22 protein-coding genes are annotated in these 17,224 nt (G+C 34.9%); 20 read left to right on the top strand and 2 right to left on the bottom strand.

The features are described 5' to 3' along the window. Position 1 precedes the first annotated feature (1 nt). From ACYPXO_RS10130 to ACYPXO_RS10045, 18 genes are all read left to right on the top strand, one after another. Positions 2-1,381, top strand: coding sequence for an MFS transporter (locus ACYPXO_RS10130; protein WP_459640448.1), 1,380 nt, complete (start codon positions 2-4; stop codon positions 1,379-1,381). A gap of 167 nt (positions 1,382-1,548) precedes the next feature. Further along, positions 1,549-2,340 (top strand): helix-turn-helix transcriptional regulator, encoded by a 792-nt coding sequence (locus ACYPXO_RS10125; protein ID WP_459640447.1) that lies wholly within the window; start codon positions 1,549-1,551, stop codon positions 2,338-2,340. 625 nt (positions 2,341-2,965) lie between these two features. Continuing rightward, complete coding sequence (locus tag ACYPXO_RS10120) at positions 2,966-3,280, top strand: hypothetical protein (protein ID WP_009262008.1); 315 nt, start codon at positions 2,966-2,968, stop codon at positions 3,278-3,280. Between the two features lie 948 nt (positions 3,281-4,228). Beyond that, positions 4,229-6,094 carry a TIGR03960 family B12-binding radical SAM protein gene (locus ACYPXO_RS10115; protein WP_459640446.1) on the top strand — a complete coding sequence of 622 codons (1,866 nt, stop codon included), beginning with the start codon at positions 4,229-4,231 and terminating at the stop codon, positions 6,092-6,094. Then, positions 6,078-6,785 carry a TIGR03936 family radical SAM-associated protein gene (locus ACYPXO_RS10110; protein ID WP_459640445.1) on the top strand — a complete coding sequence of 236 codons (708 nt, stop codon included), beginning with the start codon at positions 6,078-6,080 and terminating at the stop codon, positions 6,783-6,785. Before ACYPXO_RS10115 ends, ACYPXO_RS10110 begins: the two co-directional genes overlap by 17 nt. Positions 6,786-6,792: 7 nt before the next feature. After that, the gene (locus ACYPXO_RS10105) at positions 6,793-7,929 is read left to right on the top strand and encodes a ribonuclease E/G (protein ID WP_459640444.1); all 1,137 of its coding nucleotides are present in this window, start codon (positions 6,793-6,795) and stop codon (positions 7,927-7,929) included. A 4-nt stretch (positions 7,930-7,933) separates the two neighbouring features. Beyond that, positions 7,934-8,416, top strand: coding sequence for a Cys-tRNA(Pro) deacylase (gene ybaK, locus ACYPXO_RS10100; RefSeq protein ID WP_459640443.1), 483 nt, complete (start codon positions 7,934-7,936; stop codon positions 8,414-8,416). Between the two features lie 12 nt (positions 8,417-8,428). Continuing rightward, a complete protein-coding gene (locus tag ACYPXO_RS10095; RefSeq protein WP_459640442.1) occupies positions 8,429-9,016 on the top strand; it encodes an HAD family hydrolase in 588 nt (195 codons plus the stop codon). A 29-nt stretch (positions 9,017-9,045) separates the two neighbouring features. Beyond that, the gene (locus ACYPXO_RS10090; protein WP_459640441.1) at positions 9,046-9,459 is read left to right on the top strand and encodes a CBS domain-containing protein; all 414 of its coding nucleotides are present in this window, start codon (positions 9,046-9,048) and stop codon (positions 9,457-9,459) included. A gap of 115 nt (positions 9,460-9,574) precedes the next feature. Beyond that, entirely contained in the window at positions 9,575-9,883 is a 309-nt protein-coding gene (gene rplU / locus ACYPXO_RS10085; RefSeq protein ID WP_459640440.1) for a 50S ribosomal protein L21, read from the top strand. Between the two features lie 19 nt (positions 9,884-9,902). Further along, positions 9,903-10,235 (top strand): ribosomal-processing cysteine protease Prp, encoded by a 333-nt coding sequence (locus ACYPXO_RS10080; RefSeq protein WP_459640439.1) that lies wholly within the window; start codon positions 9,903-9,905, stop codon positions 10,233-10,235. Between the two features lie 3 nt (positions 10,236-10,238). After that, positions 10,239-10,523 carry a 50S ribosomal protein L27 gene (gene rpmA / locus ACYPXO_RS10075; RefSeq protein ID WP_459640438.1) on the top strand — a complete coding sequence of 95 codons (285 nt, stop codon included), beginning with the start codon at positions 10,239-10,241 and terminating at the stop codon, positions 10,521-10,523. A gap of 87 nt (positions 10,524-10,610) precedes the next feature. Next, positions 10,611-11,894: a GTPase ObgE gene (gene obgE, locus ACYPXO_RS10070; RefSeq protein ID WP_459640437.1), complete on the top strand. Its 1,284-nt coding sequence runs from the start codon at positions 10,611-10,613 to the stop codon at positions 11,892-11,894. A gap of 17 nt (positions 11,895-11,911) precedes the next feature. Beyond that, on the top strand, positions 11,912-12,205 hold the full coding sequence (gene yhbY, locus ACYPXO_RS10065) for a ribosome assembly RNA-binding protein YhbY (protein WP_459640436.1): 294 nt from the start codon (positions 11,912-11,914) through the stop codon (positions 12,203-12,205). Between the two features lie 24 nt (positions 12,206-12,229). Next, the gene (gene nadD, locus ACYPXO_RS10060; RefSeq protein WP_459640435.1) at positions 12,230-12,829 is read left to right on the top strand and encodes a nicotinate-nucleotide adenylyltransferase; all 600 of its coding nucleotides are present in this window, start codon (positions 12,230-12,232) and stop codon (positions 12,827-12,829) included. Beyond that, positions 12,830-13,417 (top strand): bis(5'-nucleosyl)-tetraphosphatase (symmetrical) YqeK, encoded by a 588-nt coding sequence (yqeK, locus tag ACYPXO_RS10055; protein WP_459640434.1) that lies wholly within the window; start codon positions 12,830-12,832, stop codon positions 13,415-13,417. It abuts the gene before it with no gap. Continuing rightward, positions 13,417-13,770 carry a ribosome silencing factor gene (rsfS, locus tag ACYPXO_RS10050; RefSeq protein WP_459640433.1) on the top strand — a complete coding sequence of 118 codons (354 nt, stop codon included), beginning with the start codon at positions 13,417-13,419 and terminating at the stop codon, positions 13,768-13,770. Before yqeK ends, rsfS begins: the two co-directional genes overlap by 1 nt. A gap of 28 nt (positions 13,771-13,798) precedes the next feature. Continuing rightward, a complete protein-coding gene (locus ACYPXO_RS10045; RefSeq protein WP_459640432.1) occupies positions 13,799-14,194 on the top strand; it encodes a DUF2500 domain-containing protein in 396 nt (131 codons plus the stop codon). A gap of 65 nt (positions 14,195-14,259) precedes the next feature. Here ACYPXO_RS10045 and lexA read toward each other — a convergent pair whose 3' ends face one another. Then, positions 14,260-14,877: a transcriptional repressor LexA gene (gene lexA, locus ACYPXO_RS10040; RefSeq protein ID WP_459640431.1), complete on the bottom strand. Its 618-nt coding sequence runs from the start codon at positions 14,875-14,877 to the stop codon at positions 14,260-14,262. Positions 14,878-15,055: 178 nt separating this feature from the next. On the opposite strand from lexA, the gene ACYPXO_RS10035 reads away from it, so the two are divergent. Together ACYPXO_RS10035 and ACYPXO_RS10030 are read left to right on the top strand one after the other, a co-directional pair. Then, positions 15,056-15,421, top strand: coding sequence for a LysM peptidoglycan-binding domain-containing protein (locus ACYPXO_RS10035; protein WP_459640430.1), 366 nt, complete (start codon positions 15,056-15,058; stop codon positions 15,419-15,421). A 222-nt stretch (positions 15,422-15,643) separates the two neighbouring features. Beyond that, positions 15,644-16,705 carry a tyrosine-type recombinase/integrase gene (locus ACYPXO_RS10030; protein WP_459640429.1) on the top strand — a complete coding sequence of 354 codons (1,062 nt, stop codon included), beginning with the start codon at positions 15,644-15,646 and terminating at the stop codon, positions 16,703-16,705. 35 nt (positions 16,706-16,740) lie between these two features. Here the strand turns inward: ACYPXO_RS10030 and dtd are convergent, their stop codons facing one another. Beyond that, on the bottom strand, positions 16,741-17,187 hold the full coding sequence (gene dtd, locus ACYPXO_RS10025; RefSeq protein WP_459640428.1) for a D-aminoacyl-tRNA deacylase: 447 nt from the start codon (positions 17,185-17,187) through the stop codon (positions 16,741-16,743). Positions 17,188-17,224: the final 37 nt, after the last annotated feature.

The raw sequence follows: 17,224 nt of genomic DNA, 5'->3' as shown, positions 1-17,224 counted from the left end.
CATGAAAGAGAAAACGTATTTAAAATGGTATAACAAAGTTGGGTATGGCTCTGGGGATATTGCAGGAAATGTCGTGTATGTGTTCCTGTCCTCTTTTGTCATGATTTATCTTACCAATACAGTAGGATTAAATCCGGGAATTATTGGAACCTTGATTGCCGTATCTAAGTTATTCGATGGAATTACGGATGTTTTTTTGGGAACCCTGATTGATAAAACAAAGAGTAAAATGGGAAAAGCAAGACCTTGGATGCTCTATGGCTATATTGGCTGTGCCGTAACCTTAGTCGCTATTTTTGCAATACCTGCAAATATGGGAGAATTTGCACAGTATGCCTGGTTTTTTATTGCGTATACACTGTTAAATGCAGTATTTTATACAGCGAATAATATTGCGTATTCTGCTCTGACAGCCCTGGTAACAAAGAATAGTAAAGAACGTGTACAGATGGGTTCTTATCGCTTCATTTTTGCTTTTTCCACAAGTCTGTTGATTCAGTCTCTGACTATTGGCTTTGTAGAATGGATGGGTGGCGGAGCTGCCGGCTGGAGAACAGTTGCGATTATCTATGCAGTAATTGGATTGATTGTCAATACGATTTCTGTACTTTCTGTAAAGGAATTAGCGGAAGAAGAATTAAATGATGGGAAACAATCCGGAAATGATGAAAAATATTCCCTTCTGGATGCTGCAAAACTGTTGTTTACCAATAAATACTATGTTATGATCTGTGCTACCTATATCCTTCAGCAGATTTATACTGCTATGCTGAATTTGGGTATTTACTATATGACGTATATCCTGTTCAATGAAAATCTGTATGGTGTATTTTCCTGGGCCATTAATATTCCACTGATTATTGCATTGCTCATTACACCGATGCTGGTGGAAAAGTGGAGAGGAATGTATAAACTGAACCTTACAGGATACGTGATTGGAACGATTGGAAGAGCCCTGGTCGTAGTAGCCGGTTATCTGGGAAGTGTGCCACTGATGCTTTTATTTACTGGCATTGCAGCTTTTGGTATGGGACCATGGCAGGGGGATATGAATGCTGTGATTGCCTCCTGCTCAGAATATACATATCTCACAAAGCATAAAAGAGTAGACGGAACCATGTATTCCTGTACTTCTCTTGGTATTAAGCTGGGCGGTGGAATTGGAATTGCCATTACCGGCTGGCTTCTGGATTTCAGTGGCTTTGATGGCACACTGGCTGTACAGTCTGATTCCTGTATCCAGATGCTGCAGATCATGTATTTATGGATTCCAGTAGTAATTACGCTTATCATTACCGCTATTATGGCAAAGATGAATGTAGAGAAGGCAAATGAGAAACTTTTACAGGAAAAGTCTATGAAAGACGGTATGCATGATTGAAGTAAACCGCATAAAAATTCATGACTTTCTGTAAGTAATTCATCAGTTTTTTCATTCTGGTTTTCCTCCTTTCCTGATTACTGAGTTTATTATATCGGATGGGCAGAAAACCTGCGTGCCATATTAAAAAGAAATGTAGCCAATTCTTGAGAGGGGAAAGAAATATCATGCAGCCGTCTTATGAAGAGAAAAAAGAAAAGTTCAGTATGATAAGGAAAAAACCACATCATGTTCCCCCTCACCTTCACAATGCCATAGAACTGGTATATGTAACAAAAGGGGAGGTGGAGCTTGGCATTGGATATGAGTTGTATCATATGGAAAAGGGGGATTTTGCTATTGTTTTTCCAGATTTGATTCATCATTATCAGGTGTTTTCAAAGGGGAAAAATGAGGTGTACCAGTTTTATGCTTCTTTGGAACTAAGTGGTCCGTTTATGGCGCTTCTTCAGAAGAAATGTCCGGAAAACCCGGTGATTGCCAGCGCAGATTTACATAGAGAAGTTAAAAACGCCCTGAGTTGTCTGATAAAAGATCAGAAAGTCAGTGAGGTTGTGGGGCAGGCTTATTTGCAGATTATATTATACCGGTGCAGGGAAACATTCCGATTCATAGAAAAAGACAGTGTGGGGAGTAATGATCTGATATATGCAGCGATGACCTATCTGTTGTCACATTTTCAAGAGGAACTTACACTTAGGAAAGTGGCATCAGCTCTGGGAACTAATAAGTTTGCCCTATCAAAAATTTTTTCAGGTATTTTTCATACAAATTTCAACCAATACTTAAATGAAATTCGTTTAAATTATGCGACCTCTTTGTTGGAAAATACGGATAGAAGGATTACAGATATTTATCTGGAAGCTGGATTTGAAAGCCAGAGGACATTTAATAGAGTTTTTCGACAAAAGTATGGGCGGACGCCTAGTGAATATCGAAAAACATGGTGGGAAAAATAGAACATGTCTCATTATTACTTATAGAAAAGAAACATATCGACAAGTAAATTTAAAGGATATATTCAAAGAGAAGTATTATATTTCAATTAAAGATTAAATGGAAAAATTTTAGAGGTAGGAAAAATACGATTATAATGAATGGTCGATAGATTCCTAAATTTAGATGTAAAGTAGAATTTATTAAATGATTTGGCACAAATTTCGTCATATGATGAAGAAGTGTTTAGATGAATAAAAATTCTGAACGCTTTGTGTTATAAATATAAGATTAAATTATTTCGAAAAATTTTTCTCTTTTAAGGAAAGATGATTTTAAATAGAACTATATTGTATGTAACCGTTATGTTCAAAAAATGATATTACGATGCTATTGTTTGAATTAGTACATACTTTATAACAATTACAAGGACAAAGATAGTTTGATTGGGAGAATAGTTTAGAAGTAATATCTTTATTTCTAAATCGTGGAGTGAAAAGCCGATACGTTCTGTTTCAAAAAAATTTCAAAGATGTTGACGACAAGATTTTTCGGGAGTATCAAAAACTAGAAAATAAAACGGAAAGAAAAAAACAGATTCGGATACTCCTTTTTTACTGTTGACTGGAGAGGAGGGAAGATTGTGCAATGTCAGGGGGAAGGGAGGATCCATTATCCACAGGAAATGGTAGAATTTGTTTGCTTAAGATAATAGCAACACAGGCAGAGGGATTAGAATATTCTTCTGCCTTTTCTTATAAAGAAAGGAGCAGAATTGATTATCCACTTACTGTAGATGATATTTTTTCTTGTCTTGGTGATTTTTGTTTTCAAGAAAAGGTGGAACAGGAGATTAAAGCAAATGTGAAAGCAGGATTATCCTACGTAGAATATAATATGCAAAGCAAAAACGGACCATCAAAAATCTGGTCTACAGCAAAACATATTTTGGGGCGAATATGAAATTTGTCTGGATAGTGAAAAATATAAGGGCGTTTTACGGGCATTGGCATTTTTGACTTTGGTAAAAAACAGTTTAACATTTATGATGGGTGGTTGGAAAGATTTTTTAGGTTTTAATAAATTCAATTCAGATTAACCATCCAAAGTTATAAAAATTGGAAATATTTATCGTATTCCCAAGTCTTTCTTCGCCCATTGGTTAGATGAAGGAAACTAAACCATGTTTACAAACATAGATGCAGGTATTGACACACACAAATCAATTATGTTACGGTGCTTTATGGCAAAAGAAAGCATATAAGCACCTACCAAATAGGTACTTTATTCTAAAAAGCAGATACGGACATTGCTTCAAGCGGCGTAAGAATACCATTCTGTTTATTTAGAGATTTTACTGGCTTTGTTTGTAGGTTTACGCAAGGGTGAAATTTTAGGGTTAAAATATTCAGAATTTTTCAAGAATTAGAAATTCGAAAAAAGGAAAATATGCAGTTGTTTGAAAAACTTGGAGAAGATAAACCAGAATTTGCTTGAACTCCTTCTGCAAAAAGCATATAATATGATGGGTTAGCATGCTGTCTCAGAATGTTATCTGCTGCTTTATATCAAATAATATCATATTCTCATATAGGGTGTTAAATGATAGAAAAAGCAGGACAAAATTTTTAAGAATTTAATTGCAAAATAAGTGATTTATAGTATTGAATTATGTTATGCAGTGCTATGTATTTTATGCAAGACTATGAAAATGGTGTATGATTATGCATAGTGTTGCACAGTAGAAAAAAGTAAATTTGTTACGCAAGGGCAAAAATCAGGTGAAAAACAGCATTTTTCATACTGAAAAGCGTCCCTGAAAATCAAAAAAAACAGCTATTTTTCGTGAAAATCGAAAAAGAAAAGAAGATTACTTTGTGGTATATATTAGACAAAAACGAAAGGAGAAATATGAGAAAACTAGCTTTAAATGATGAAATATTACTAAAAATCGAGAAGCCGGCCCGCTATATCGGGAACGAAGTGAACTCGGTGATGAAAGATAAGAACGAGGTGGATATCCGTTTCGCTATGTGCTTTCCGGACGTGTATGAAATTGGTATGTCCCACTTAGGAATCCAAATCCTTTACGATATGTTCAATCGCCGTGAAGATATCTGGTGCGAACGAGTATATTCTCCTTGGGTGGATTTGGATAAAATCATGAGAGAACAGCATATTCCTCTCTTTGCATTGGAATCACAGGACGCTATTAAAGATTTTGATTTCTTAGGAATTACAATTCAATACGAAATGTGTTATACGAATATTTTACAGGTATTGGATTTAAGCCAAATTCCTCTTTTCGCAAAAGACCGTGGAGAAGAAGATCCGATTGTTATCGGAGGTGGACCTTGCACATATAATCCGGAACCATTGGCAGATTTCTTTGATATTTTCTATATCGGAGAAGGTGAAACTGTCTACAATGAATTATTTGACGCTTACAAAGAAAATAAGAAAAATGGCGGTTCAAGACAAACATTTTTGGAAATGGCAGCAGAAATTGACGGACTGTATGTACCTGCTTTTTATGATGTGGAATATAAAGAAGACGGTACTATTTTATCCTTCACCCCAAATAATGTTCATGCAAAAGAAAAAATTCATAAACAGATGGTTTCTGATATAAGTGAGAGTCCTTATCCTGAAAAACCCGTTGTACCATTTATTAAGGTGACACAGGATAGAGTTGTTCTGGAAATAATGCGTGGGTGCATTCGTGGATGCAGATTTTGTCAGGCAGGTATGATTTATCGTCCGACAAGAGAAAAAAATCTTGAAAAATTAAAAGATTATGCTTATAAAATGCTTAAAAATACAGGACATGAAGAAATTTCTTTAAGTTCCTTAAGTTCAAGCGACTATAGACAGTTAGAAGGACTTGTGACATTTTTGATTGAAGAATTTAAGGGAAAGGGGATTAATATTTCCCTTCCATCACTGCGTATTGATGCATTTTCATTAGATGTCATGGGAAAAGTACAGGACATTAGAAAAAGCAGTCTTACTTTTGCACCTGAAGCAGGGTCACAAAGATTGCGTGATGTTATTAATAAAGGACTTACGGAAGAAATCATTTTAGAAGGAGCCGGACAGGCTTTTGAGGGCGGTTGGTCCAGAGTAAAATTATATTTTATGCTTGGACTTCCTACTGAAACAGAAGAAGATATGAAAGAAATTGCGCATTTGGCAGAAAAAGTTGCTAAACGCTATTATGAGGTACCAAAAGAAAAAAGAAATGGAAAATGTCAGATTGTCGCAAGTACATCTTTCTTTGTGCCAAAACCATTTACTCCATTTCAGTGGGCAACTATGTGTACAAGTGAGGAGTATATCGAAAAAGCACATATTGTTAATAACGAAATGAAAGCACAGTTAAATAAAAAAAGTTTAAAATACAACTGGCATGAAGCAGATGTTACCGTGTTGGAAGGCGTATTTGCACGAGGTGACAGAAAGGCCGGAAAAGTACTTTTAGAAGCTTACAAACTGGGCTGTCTGTATGATTCATGGTCTGAATATTTCCGAAATGATTTATGGATGCAGGCTTTTGAAAAAACAGGTATTGATATTAGTTTTTATAATTTACGCAAACGTGAATTAGATGAAATTTTCCCATGGGATTTCATTGACATCGGCGTAACTAAAAAGTTCCTGATACGCGAATGGACTCGTGCAATGGAAGGAAAAGTCACACCAAACTGTCGTATGGGTTGTTCCGGTTGCGGTGCTGCAATTTATGGAGGAGGTGTCTGCGTTGAAGGCAAGAATTAAATTTAAAAAATATGGAGCAATGAAATTCATCGGACATCTTGATATTATGCGATATTTTCAAAAAGCAATGCGAAGAGCAGATATTCCAATTGCTTTTTCAGGCGGATATAGTCCGCATATGATTATGTCCTTTGCAAATCCCCTTGGTGTAGGAGTGACAAGCGATGGAGAATATTTCGATATTGAATTGACAGAACCGATTTCTTCCGATATTGCGGTAAAGCGTCTGAATGATGTTATGGTTGAGGGAATGGAAATTGTAAGTTTTGTAGAAATTTCCGAAGATAAAAAAAAGACAGGAATGGCAATTGTTTCCGCTGCAGACTATATTTCTTCTGTGAAAAGTGGAAAATTGCCGGTTGACTGGAAAGAAAAAGCAAAAGATTTTATTTCACAGGATGAAATCCTTATCACAAAAAAAACAAAAAAAAGTGAAAAAGAAGTCAACATTAAACCAATGATTTATAGATTTGAAGTGAGAGAAGATTCTATTTATTCTCTTGTTGCAACAGGAAGCGTAGAGAACTTAAAACCGGGATTGGTTATGGAAGCATTTGTACGATATTTAGGAATAGATATGTCTTCATTAACATTTTCTCATCATCGTTTGGAAGTATACGCTGATGTTGGTACGGAAGAAAATAGAGAACTGGTTTCTCTAGAAAGTTTGGGAACAAAAATTGAAGCGTAAACTGATAATGACAAAACGGGAGGAAGATATAATCACCTCCGTTATAGAAAATGATGAGATAGTTGAAATTCATATAAGTAATATTGAAGAGAAATATCGACTTGGAAATATTTATATCGGAAAAGTTAAAAAAATTGTTTCTAATATCAATGCTGCTTTTATTGAGATTGATAAGGGTGTAGAATGTTATTATGATATGACCGAGCGTAGCAGCGAACCTATTCGTGTCGGAGAAGAATTTGTCGTACAGATTAGCAGAGAAGCCATAAAAACAAAACAGCCTACAGTAACAAGAAAAATTAGTTTTACGGGAAAATATTGCGTATTAACTGTCGGAGATAACCGTATCAGTTTTTCTTCTAAAATTGATAAAGAAAAACGAGAAGAATTAAAAGAATTTATGGAAAATTATCGCTCCAAAGAATACGGATTTATCTTAAGAACAAATGCGAAGGGAGCAGCAGTCTGCGAAATCACTGAAGAAATCGAAAGGTTTATTTCTGAATACGAACATCTTTTTCGCATTGCTCCTACTCGTGTTTGTTTCTCCTGCATAAAAGAAAATGAAAAGCCGTATATTACGGATTTGAAAAACATTTATCAGGAAGGTCTTACAGATATTTTAATTGATGATAAAGAAATTTACAGCAATGTATATTCCTTTTTGCAGCGAGAACAACCTGCGAATTTAGACAAATTACAATTATATGAAGACAAACAACTCCCTCTTGCAAAATTGTATAGTATTGAAAGTGTTATACAAAATGCATTAAAAGAACGTGTTTGGATGAAATCAGGGGCATATCTTGTTATACAGCCGACGGAAGCATTGACCGTTGTTGATATAAACACAGGTAAATGTATTGGTAAGAAAAAAGATGACACCGTTTATATGAAAATCAATATGGAAGCGGCAAAAGAAGTTGCAAAGCAAATTCGTCTGCGTAATTTGTCCGGAATCATTGTGGTTGATTTTATTAATTTAGATGATAAAGAAAAATGGGAAGAATTAATAAATTATTTTAAAGGATATTTGAGAAAGGATCCTATTCAAACTGTTCTTGTGGATGTTACGAAATTGCAGTTAGTTGAAATTACACGAAAAAAGGTCCGAAAACCATTACATGAAAGTATAAGGGGGTAATTTTGTGGCGAAAAAAGAAGCAAAAACAAATGCTGTCCGTATATTAGAACGGAGCAAAATTTCATTTGAAACAATGACCTATGAATGTCACGAATTTATAGATGGTATACATATTGCTGACAAACTTGGAATACCGCATGAAATCGTTTATAAAACAATTGTTACAACCGGGAAGAGTAAGTCACATTATGTGTTCGTTCTTCCGATTGAAAAAGAAATAGATTTTAAAAAAGCAGCAAAATCTGTAGGAGAAAAATCTTTGGAAATGCTTCCGTTAAAGGATTTAACACAATTAACAGGGTATGTTCGCGGAGGATGTACATCCATTGGAATGAAAAAGCAGTTTCCGACAGTTATAGACAAATCAGCATTTGATTTGCCACAAATGATTGTAAGCGGCGGTAAATTAGGATTGCAGTTAAAACTCTCCCCACATGATTTGGCAGATGTTGTTCGTGCAGAATTTGCCGATATAGTATTTTCGTAGGGAGGTTTTAATATGAAAAAAACAACTGTAATTTTCGACTTAGGAAAAGTTCTTGTTGAATATGATTGGCAATCTTATTTGAAAACGTTCTCCTTTGATGAAAAAATATTCCATACGATTGCAAATGCTATGTTTTTAAATGAAGACTGGGAAGAAGGAGATAAAGGTGCAGATACACAACAATGGTTATCATTATTTATTGAAAATGCTCCCCAATATGAAAAAGAAATTCGCAGGGTTTATAAAAATCTAGACGGGTGTGTTTATCGTTTTCCTTATACATTGGAATTAGTAGAATTTTTCAAAAAAAGGGGATTTCACATTTTCTTTCTTTCCAATTATTCAGAATACTTATTCGAGAGAACAAAAGAAACTCTTTCTTTTTTAGATAGATTTGATGGTGGAATCTTTTCTTTTAAAGAAAAATGTATCAAGCCAAACAAAACAATTTATGAACGTCTGTTGGAAAAATATCATATTTCTCCTGCTGAGGCGATATTTTTTGATGACCGAGAAGAAAATATTAGGGCAGCAGAAGAGTTAGGTATACAGGGGATTGTATTTACACCGGAAACTGCTGACAAAATTTTAAAAGGATAAATAATTGAAACAAAATAAGAGGGTATAAAATGAATATATTATTTTTTTTGAAACCGAAAAGCGAAATTGCATTTATACATAAAGAAGACACATTAAGGCAGGCAATTGAAAAAATGGAATATCATAAATATTCCTCTATCCCCATGATTGACAAAGACGGTAAGTATGTTGGAAGTATTACCGAAGGTGATTTGCTTTTGGGGATTAAAAATAAATATAATTTGAATTTAAAAGAGGCGGAATTAATACCAATCACCGAAATTGACAGAAGAACTGACTATAGAGCAGTAAACATTAATGCCGCCATAGAAGATTTAGTCGAAAAGGCCATGGATCAAAACTTTGTTCCCGTTGTAGATGATCAGGGAAATTTCATTGGTATCATAACACGAAAAGATATTATTGGATATTGTTACAATAAAATGACAAAAATCGAAAAATAGGTTGACGTATATAAAAAGAGATGCTATAATACAACGGTATGCCGCACAACGAGGTTATAAGTTTCATGTAAATGAACACCGAAGTTGGCGAGTAATGATAAATAGGAGGTGCCATATGTACGCAATTATAGCAACAGGTGGTAAACAGTACAAAGTAGCCGAAGGCGATATCATTAAAGTAGAAAAACTTGGTGTAGAAGCTGGAGAAACTTTTACATTTGACCAGGTACTTGCAGTAAGCGATTCTGAATTAAAAGTTGGAAACCCAACAGTAGCAGGTGCTACAGTTACAGCATCAGTAATTGGTGATGGAAAAGCAAAAAAAGTTATCGTTTACAAGTATAAAAGAAAAACTGGATACCATAAGAAAAACGGACACAGACAGCAGTATACAGCTGTTAAGATTGAAAAAATCAACGCTTAATTTAAAATTGGTGTCGTAAATGATTAAGGTATCAATTTATAAAAACGAAAAGCATGAGTATGTTGGTTTCAAGACATTAGGTCATGCAGGTTACAGTGAGCATGGACAAGATATTGTTTGCGCTGCTGTTTCCGTACTTGTGATTAATACAATTAATTCTATTGAAAAATTTACTGAAGAGAAGACTTCTTTAGTATCGGACGAAGAATCCGGTTATATTGATTACAAGATAGAGGGTAGACCGAAAAAGGAAGCAACATTATTACTGAAAGCCATGGTATTAGGTTTACGAGAAATGGCAAGTGACGAAAGTTACGAAGAGTATATTGATTTAACATTTGAGGAGGTGTAAGCCATGATGAAATTAAACCTTCAATTTTTCGCTCATAAAAAAGGAGTTGGTTCTACAAAGAACGGTAGAGATTCCGAATCAAAAAGATTAGGTGCGAAAAGAGCTGACGGACAATTTGTAAAAGCTGGAAATATTCTTTACAGACAGCGTGGAACTAAAATTCACCCAGGTCTTAACGTAGGACGTGGTGGAGATGATACATTATTCGCTTTAGTTGACGGTGTTGTAAGATTCGAAAGAAAAGGAAGAGATAAGAAACAGGTTTCTATCTATCCAGTAGCTGAATAATAATGAATAACATGGGCTTCAAATCTTTAGGTTTGGAGCCTTGTTTTGATATAGACGATATATAAAATATAGAAAGGAAATAAAAATATGTTTGCAGATAGAGCAAAAATCTATATACGCTCAGGAAAAGGCGGCGATGGTCATGTCAGTTTCCGAAGAGAATTATATGTACCAAACGGTGGTCCTGATGGCGGAGATGGCGGCCGTGGCGGAGATGTCATTTTTGAAATAGATGAAGGACTTAATACTCTAGCGGATTACCGTCACAGAAGAAAATATGTTGCAAAAGACGGTGAACAGGGTGGTAAAAGACGTTGTCACGGGAAAAATGCAGAAGATATTATTTTGAAAGTACCTGAAGGAACGATTATCAAAGAAGCAGAATCAGATAAAATTATCGCCGATATGTCCGGAGATAACAGACGACAGGTTATTTTAAAAGGCGGAAAAGGCGGTCTTGGAAATCAGCATTTTGCCACATCTACAATGCAGATTCCTAAATATGCTCAACCGGGACAACCTGCTCAGGAACTTTGGGTAAAATTAGAATTAAAGGTAATCGCCGATGTAGGACTTATCGGTTTTCCTAATGTTGGAAAGTCCACTCTTTTATCAAGAGTAACTAATGCAAATCCTAAAATCGCCAACTATCACTTTACAACAATTAACCCTAACTTAGGCGTTGTGGATATTGACGGTGCTGATGGATTTGTTATTGCAGATATTCCGGGGCTTATTGAAGGTGCTTCTGAAGGAATCGGTCTGGGGCATGAATTTTTGCGTCACATTGAACGTACAAAAATGATGATTCATGTTGTGGATGCAGCTTCTACCGAAGGACGAGATCCGATTGATGACATTTATAAAATTAATGCAGAATTAAAAGCATACAACGAAGATATAGCCAAACGTCCTCAAGTAATCGCAGCCAATAAAATAGATGCAATTTATACTGAGGATGAAGACCCCGTTGAAAAAATCCGAAAAGAATTTGAACCACAGGGAATTAAAGTATTTGCTATTTCCGGTGTGTCTGGAGAAGGTATCCGTGAATTGCTTTATTATGTAAGCGAACAGTTAAAAACATTAGATCAGGAAACAATTGTATTTGAGCAGGAATATTTCCCTGAAGAAGAATTAATTCATATCGATTTACCATATACAGTCGAAAAAGAAGACGATATGTATGTTGTAGAAGGACCGAAAATTGAAAAAATGCTCGGATACACGAACTTGGATTCAGAAAAAGGTTTTGCGTTCTTTCAAAAGTTCCTTAAAGATACGGGAATCTTGGATGAACTTGAAAATGCCGGTATTCAGGAAGGCGACACTGTTCGTATGTACGGATTACAGTTTGATTATTACAAATAGAAATAAGGAGAATAATAATGACAACAAAGCAAAGAGCCTATTTAAAAAGTCTTGCAATGACAATGGACCCTATATTCCAAATCGGAAAATCAAGTATGACTCCTGCGCTTACAGAAGCAATCGGAGAGGCTTTAACTGCACGAGAATTGATTAAAATCAGTGTTTTAAAAAACTGTGCAGATGATCCGCGAGAACTTGCTTCTATAATTGCAGAACGTACTCATTCACAGGTTGTACAGGTTATTGGAAAAAAAATCGTTTTGTATAAAGAAGGAAAAGACGATAAAAAGAAAATTGAATTGCCAAAATAATAATTGTGCAAGAGAGGTAATCATATGAAAATTGGAATTGTAGGTGGAACTTTTGACCCAATACACAATGGTCATCTTATGCTCGGTGCATATGCTTATGACAATTTTCAGTTAGATAAAATCTGGTTTATGCCGAACGGAAACCCGCCTCATAAATCAGAAGAAATTAACGTAGATTTCCGTTTGGATATGGTTAAACTAGCAATCGAAAATAAAGACGAATTTTGCTTAAGTACATTTGAAATAGAAGACGAAAAGCACTCTTATTCTTATGAAACTTTAGAAAAATTACGTCAACTATATCCACGAGATACATTTTACTTTATTATTGGAGCAGATTCACTCTTTACAATTGAATTTTGGAAAGAACCTGCCAGAGTATTACAAGCGTGTACCATACTTGCCGCCTGTAGAGATGATAAAGATATGAGTAAAATGAATAAACAGATTGAATATTTAACCGAAAAATATAATGCGGAAATCAAACTACTGACAATGCCTCTTATAGATATATCTTCCAGTGATATCCGTAGGAAACGAGAAAAAGGCGAGAATATTGACACTCTTGTTCCTCGCAAAGTATTGGAATATATCGAAACTCACAGATTATACGAGGTGAAATAAATGAAAACATTAAAAGAAATCGAAAAAATGTTGGAAGAAGTATTAACCACATCACGTTTTCAGCATACATTAGGCGTCATGTACACATCGGGAGCATTGGCAATGAAGTATAATGTAGATTTAGATAAAGCAATGCTTGCCGGACTTCTTCATGACTGTGCAAAGTGTTTATCAATCGATGAACAAAAACAGTTATGCCGAGAAAATGGTATCTCGTTATCTGAAAGTGAAGAAAAAAATCCGGCATTGATTCATGCGAAACTTGGTTCATATCTGGCAAAAACAAAATATGAAGTAACTGACGAGGACGTTTTAAACGCCATAGCGTATCACACCACAGGACGCCCAAATATGACCATATTAGAAGAAATTCTTTATGTTGCCGACTATATTGAGCCTGCAAGACATCATGCTGAAAATCTGCCGTTTGTACGCAGATTGGCATTTGAAAATATAGAGCAATGTATGTTGCAGATTTCCGGTGACATATTACATTACCTTCAGAACAATCAGAATAGTATCATTGATGTACTTACAAAAGACACTTACGAATTTTATAAAAACCAACTCGGATTGGAGGAAAAATAATGGAACAGGCAAAAAACATGGCACGTTTGGCATATGAAGCCTTATCAGAGAAAAAAGGAGAGGACATCCGTGTAATAAACATCTCTGAAATTTCTACTTTAGCGGACTACTTCATTATTGCCAACGGTACAAATGAAAGTCAGGTAAACGCTCTTGTAGAGAATGTAGAAGAAAAACTTGAAAAAGCAGGATATACATTAAAACAGCGTGAAGGTTACGGTCTTGGTAACTGGGTACTGCTTGATTTTGGTGATATTATTGTTCATGTATTTGATAAAGATAACAGACTTTTCTATGATTTGGAGCGTATCTGGAGAGATGGAAGAGTAGTGGAGAATATTGATGAACTATAACAATTTTAGTTTTACTTAGGAGGAGAATATGATAGGATTTGATTCTGCTATACTAACTATTATGGATTTACTTTTTCCCTTAGTCTTTTTATTGATAATTGGGATATTCATTATAACTATAATTAGAGGAATAGGGACATGGCATAAAAATAATAATTCACCAAGATTAACCGTGGATGCATCTGTTATTGCCAAAAGAACATCCATATCTCATCATACGCACACTAATGCGGGGAACCAGACAGGTGTGAATGGATCATACACTACAACTTCTACATCCTATTATGTAACGTTTCAAGTACTCAGCGGAGATCGAATAGAGTTCTCGGTTTCAGGAAAAGAATATGGAATTCTTGCAGAAAAAGATTATGGCAAATTAACGTTTCAGGGAACTCGATACGTAAGTTTTGAGCGAGAATACTAAAACAAAAGACGGAGAGTTGATAACTCTCCGTCTTTTGTTTTAAGGCTATACAATAAATAAAATCACTATTTCATCATACGAAAGACCCCTATAACTTTTCCTAAAATAGTTACCTCCTGTACAATAATTGGTGTCATTGTATCATTCTCAGGTTGAAGACGATAAATTCCTTCCTCTTTATAAAAAGTCTTAACAGTAGCGCCGTCTTCAACAAGAGCAACAACCATCTGTCCGTTGGATGCCGTATTACATTGTTCTACTAAAACATAATCTCCGTCCAATATCCCTGCGTTAATCATACTTTCCCCTTTAACCTGAAGCATATATACTTGATTATTCGGCATAAATTCAGCAGGAATAGGAAAGTAGTCTTCAATGTTTTCCTGTGCAAGCAAAGGCTCACCTGCAGCAACACGTCCAATCATAGGAACTTGCACAAGTTCCCTGCGTGTTAAATTAAACATATCATCAATAATTTCGATTGCACGAGGCTTTGTAGGGTCACGACGAATATATCCGTTCTTTTCTAAAGTTTCTAAATGTGAATGTACTGAAGAGGTAGATTTCAAATTCACCGCCTCACAGATTTCACGAACAGCAGGCGGATAACCTCTTTTTAAAATTTCTGATTTAATATATTCTAAAATTTCTGATTGTTTTTGACTTATTTTTCCGTATGACATAGAATAGTCCTCCCATAATTAACCTTTTCTTTATTCTAACATAAAACAATAAAAATAGCAAACAAATGTTTAGAAAATATGTTCGATTATTATTGACAAACAGATGTTCGTGATGTAATATATAGATATGAGGAACAAACGTTCGCAATACTATTCACATATTACAAGGGGGATAATTATGTTAGAGAAAAATTACAAACAGATGAAGAGAAAGAAAGCCAATATAAGAAGAAATGTTAAAGTCTTTTTAGTTTTACCTATATTGCTTGTCGTATTGGCAGGAACGATTTATTGCGGAGGCGTTCTTTCTAATGCACACGGTAATTTGGAAGAAGAACCTGTAGGGTTTAAATATTATAAAAGTATCGAAATCAAGCAGGGAGATACTTTATGGGGAATTGCTCAAAAGTATATGACTGATGAATATAACTCTCCGCAGGAATATATTGAAGAGATTAAGGAATTAAATGGTTTAACTTCAGATAACCTGAAAGAAAGTAAACATTTATTAGTCGCTTATTATGATGCATCATTTAAAGAATAGTACATATTGATTTACATAAAACTCATATGGTTTCATCCGGACAGACGGAAGACCATATGAGTTATTTTTTTACTTATAATGTATAAAAATAGTTCTTTTCTTTAAGTATATATCTATACGACAAATACCGATTTTTTAAATAGATATATACTTTTTCTTTTCAATATGCTATAATATCCATAAATTAAATGATTTTTACTATTTTAGAAAGGAACTATTTTTATGGCAAAAGAATCTAAAACTTATCATGAACTTATGTATATAGATAATACTTTGCGTTTACGTGACGTTCTGAATACGATGCCTAACTTTGTTAAAGATTATTTTCGTGCCATTGAACCGACCACTTCAGTTAAAACAAGAATTTCTTATGCTTATGACATCCGTATTTTTTTTAAATTTTTACTTGAAAACAACCCTGTTTATAAATCATATAAAATAACAGATTTTAAAGTTTATGATTTAGAGCAAATTTCTCCTGTAGATATTGAGGAATATCAGGAATATTTAAAAGTCTATCAAAATGATGATAAACAGATAACGAATGCTGAAAAAGGTCTAGCCCGTAAGATGTCCGCTTTGAGAAGTTTTTACAATTATTATTATAAGCATCAGATGATTGAGAAAAATCCCTCTTTATTCGTAGATATGCCTAAAATTCATGACAAAGCCATTGTACGTCTAGATACTGATGAGGTGGCTCTTTTACTTGAATATGTAGAAAATTGTGGAAATCAATTAACCGGACAGAAAAAAGTATATTACGAGAAAAATAAAATGCGGGATTTAGCCATCCTTACTCTTCTGCTTGGAACAGGTATCCGTGTATCCGAGTGTGTCGGGCTTGATATTTCAGATATTGACTTTAAAAACAATGGAATTAAAGTTATGAGAAAAGGTGGAAATGAAATGGTTGTTTACTTTGGACCTGAAGTACGAAAAGCACTTATTGATTACTTAGAAACAACAAGAAATACCATTACTCCCCTGCCCGAACATGAAAATGCCCTATTCTTATCTACACAGAAGAAAAGAATGGGCGTACAGGCCGTTGAAAATATGGTAAAGAAATATGCGCGCGAAGTTACTCCCAATAAGAAAATTACACCTCATAAACTCAGAAGTACATACGGTACATCTCTCTATAAAGAAACAGGCGATATTTACCTTGTAGCAGATGTTTTAGGTCATAGAGATGTAAATACTACAAAGAAACATTATGCTGCCATCGATGATGCAAGACGCAGGCAGGCAGCCGGTGCAGTAAAATTGCGAGAACCATAAAATAGAGGACGCTTTGGCGTCCTCTTCTCTTGTTATTATAATTGTTCTGAATCTAGAATAACGGTAAATGGTCCGTCATTTAGAAGCGACACTTTCATATCTGCACCAAACTGACCTTTCTGCACAGTTGGTATTGCCTTTTTGCATTCCTCAATAATGTATTCGTAAAGTTCATTTGCCTTATCTGGCGCTCCCGCCTCGGTGAAACTCGGACGGTATCCCTTCTTACAATTCGCATAAAGTGTAAACTGAGAAATCAAAAGAAGTTCTCCTGCCACATCCTTTAACGCAAGATTTGTCTTTCCGTTTTCATCTTCAAATATGCGTAAACCGACTAATTTTTTTACTAATTTATCTGCTATTTCCTTTGTATCCGATTGTCCGACTCCTATCAGAACGAGAAAACCTTTCCCAATTTTTCCAATTACTTCTCCTTCCACGGAAACAGAAGCTTCTGTAACTCTCTGAATAACAAATTTCATTTGTATTTCCTCCTATTTTTTATCAATTAACGCTATC

The sequence above is a fragment of the Faecalimonas canis genome (assembly GCF_054601575.1).
This window is presented reverse-complemented; position numbering and strand designations above follow the sequence as displayed.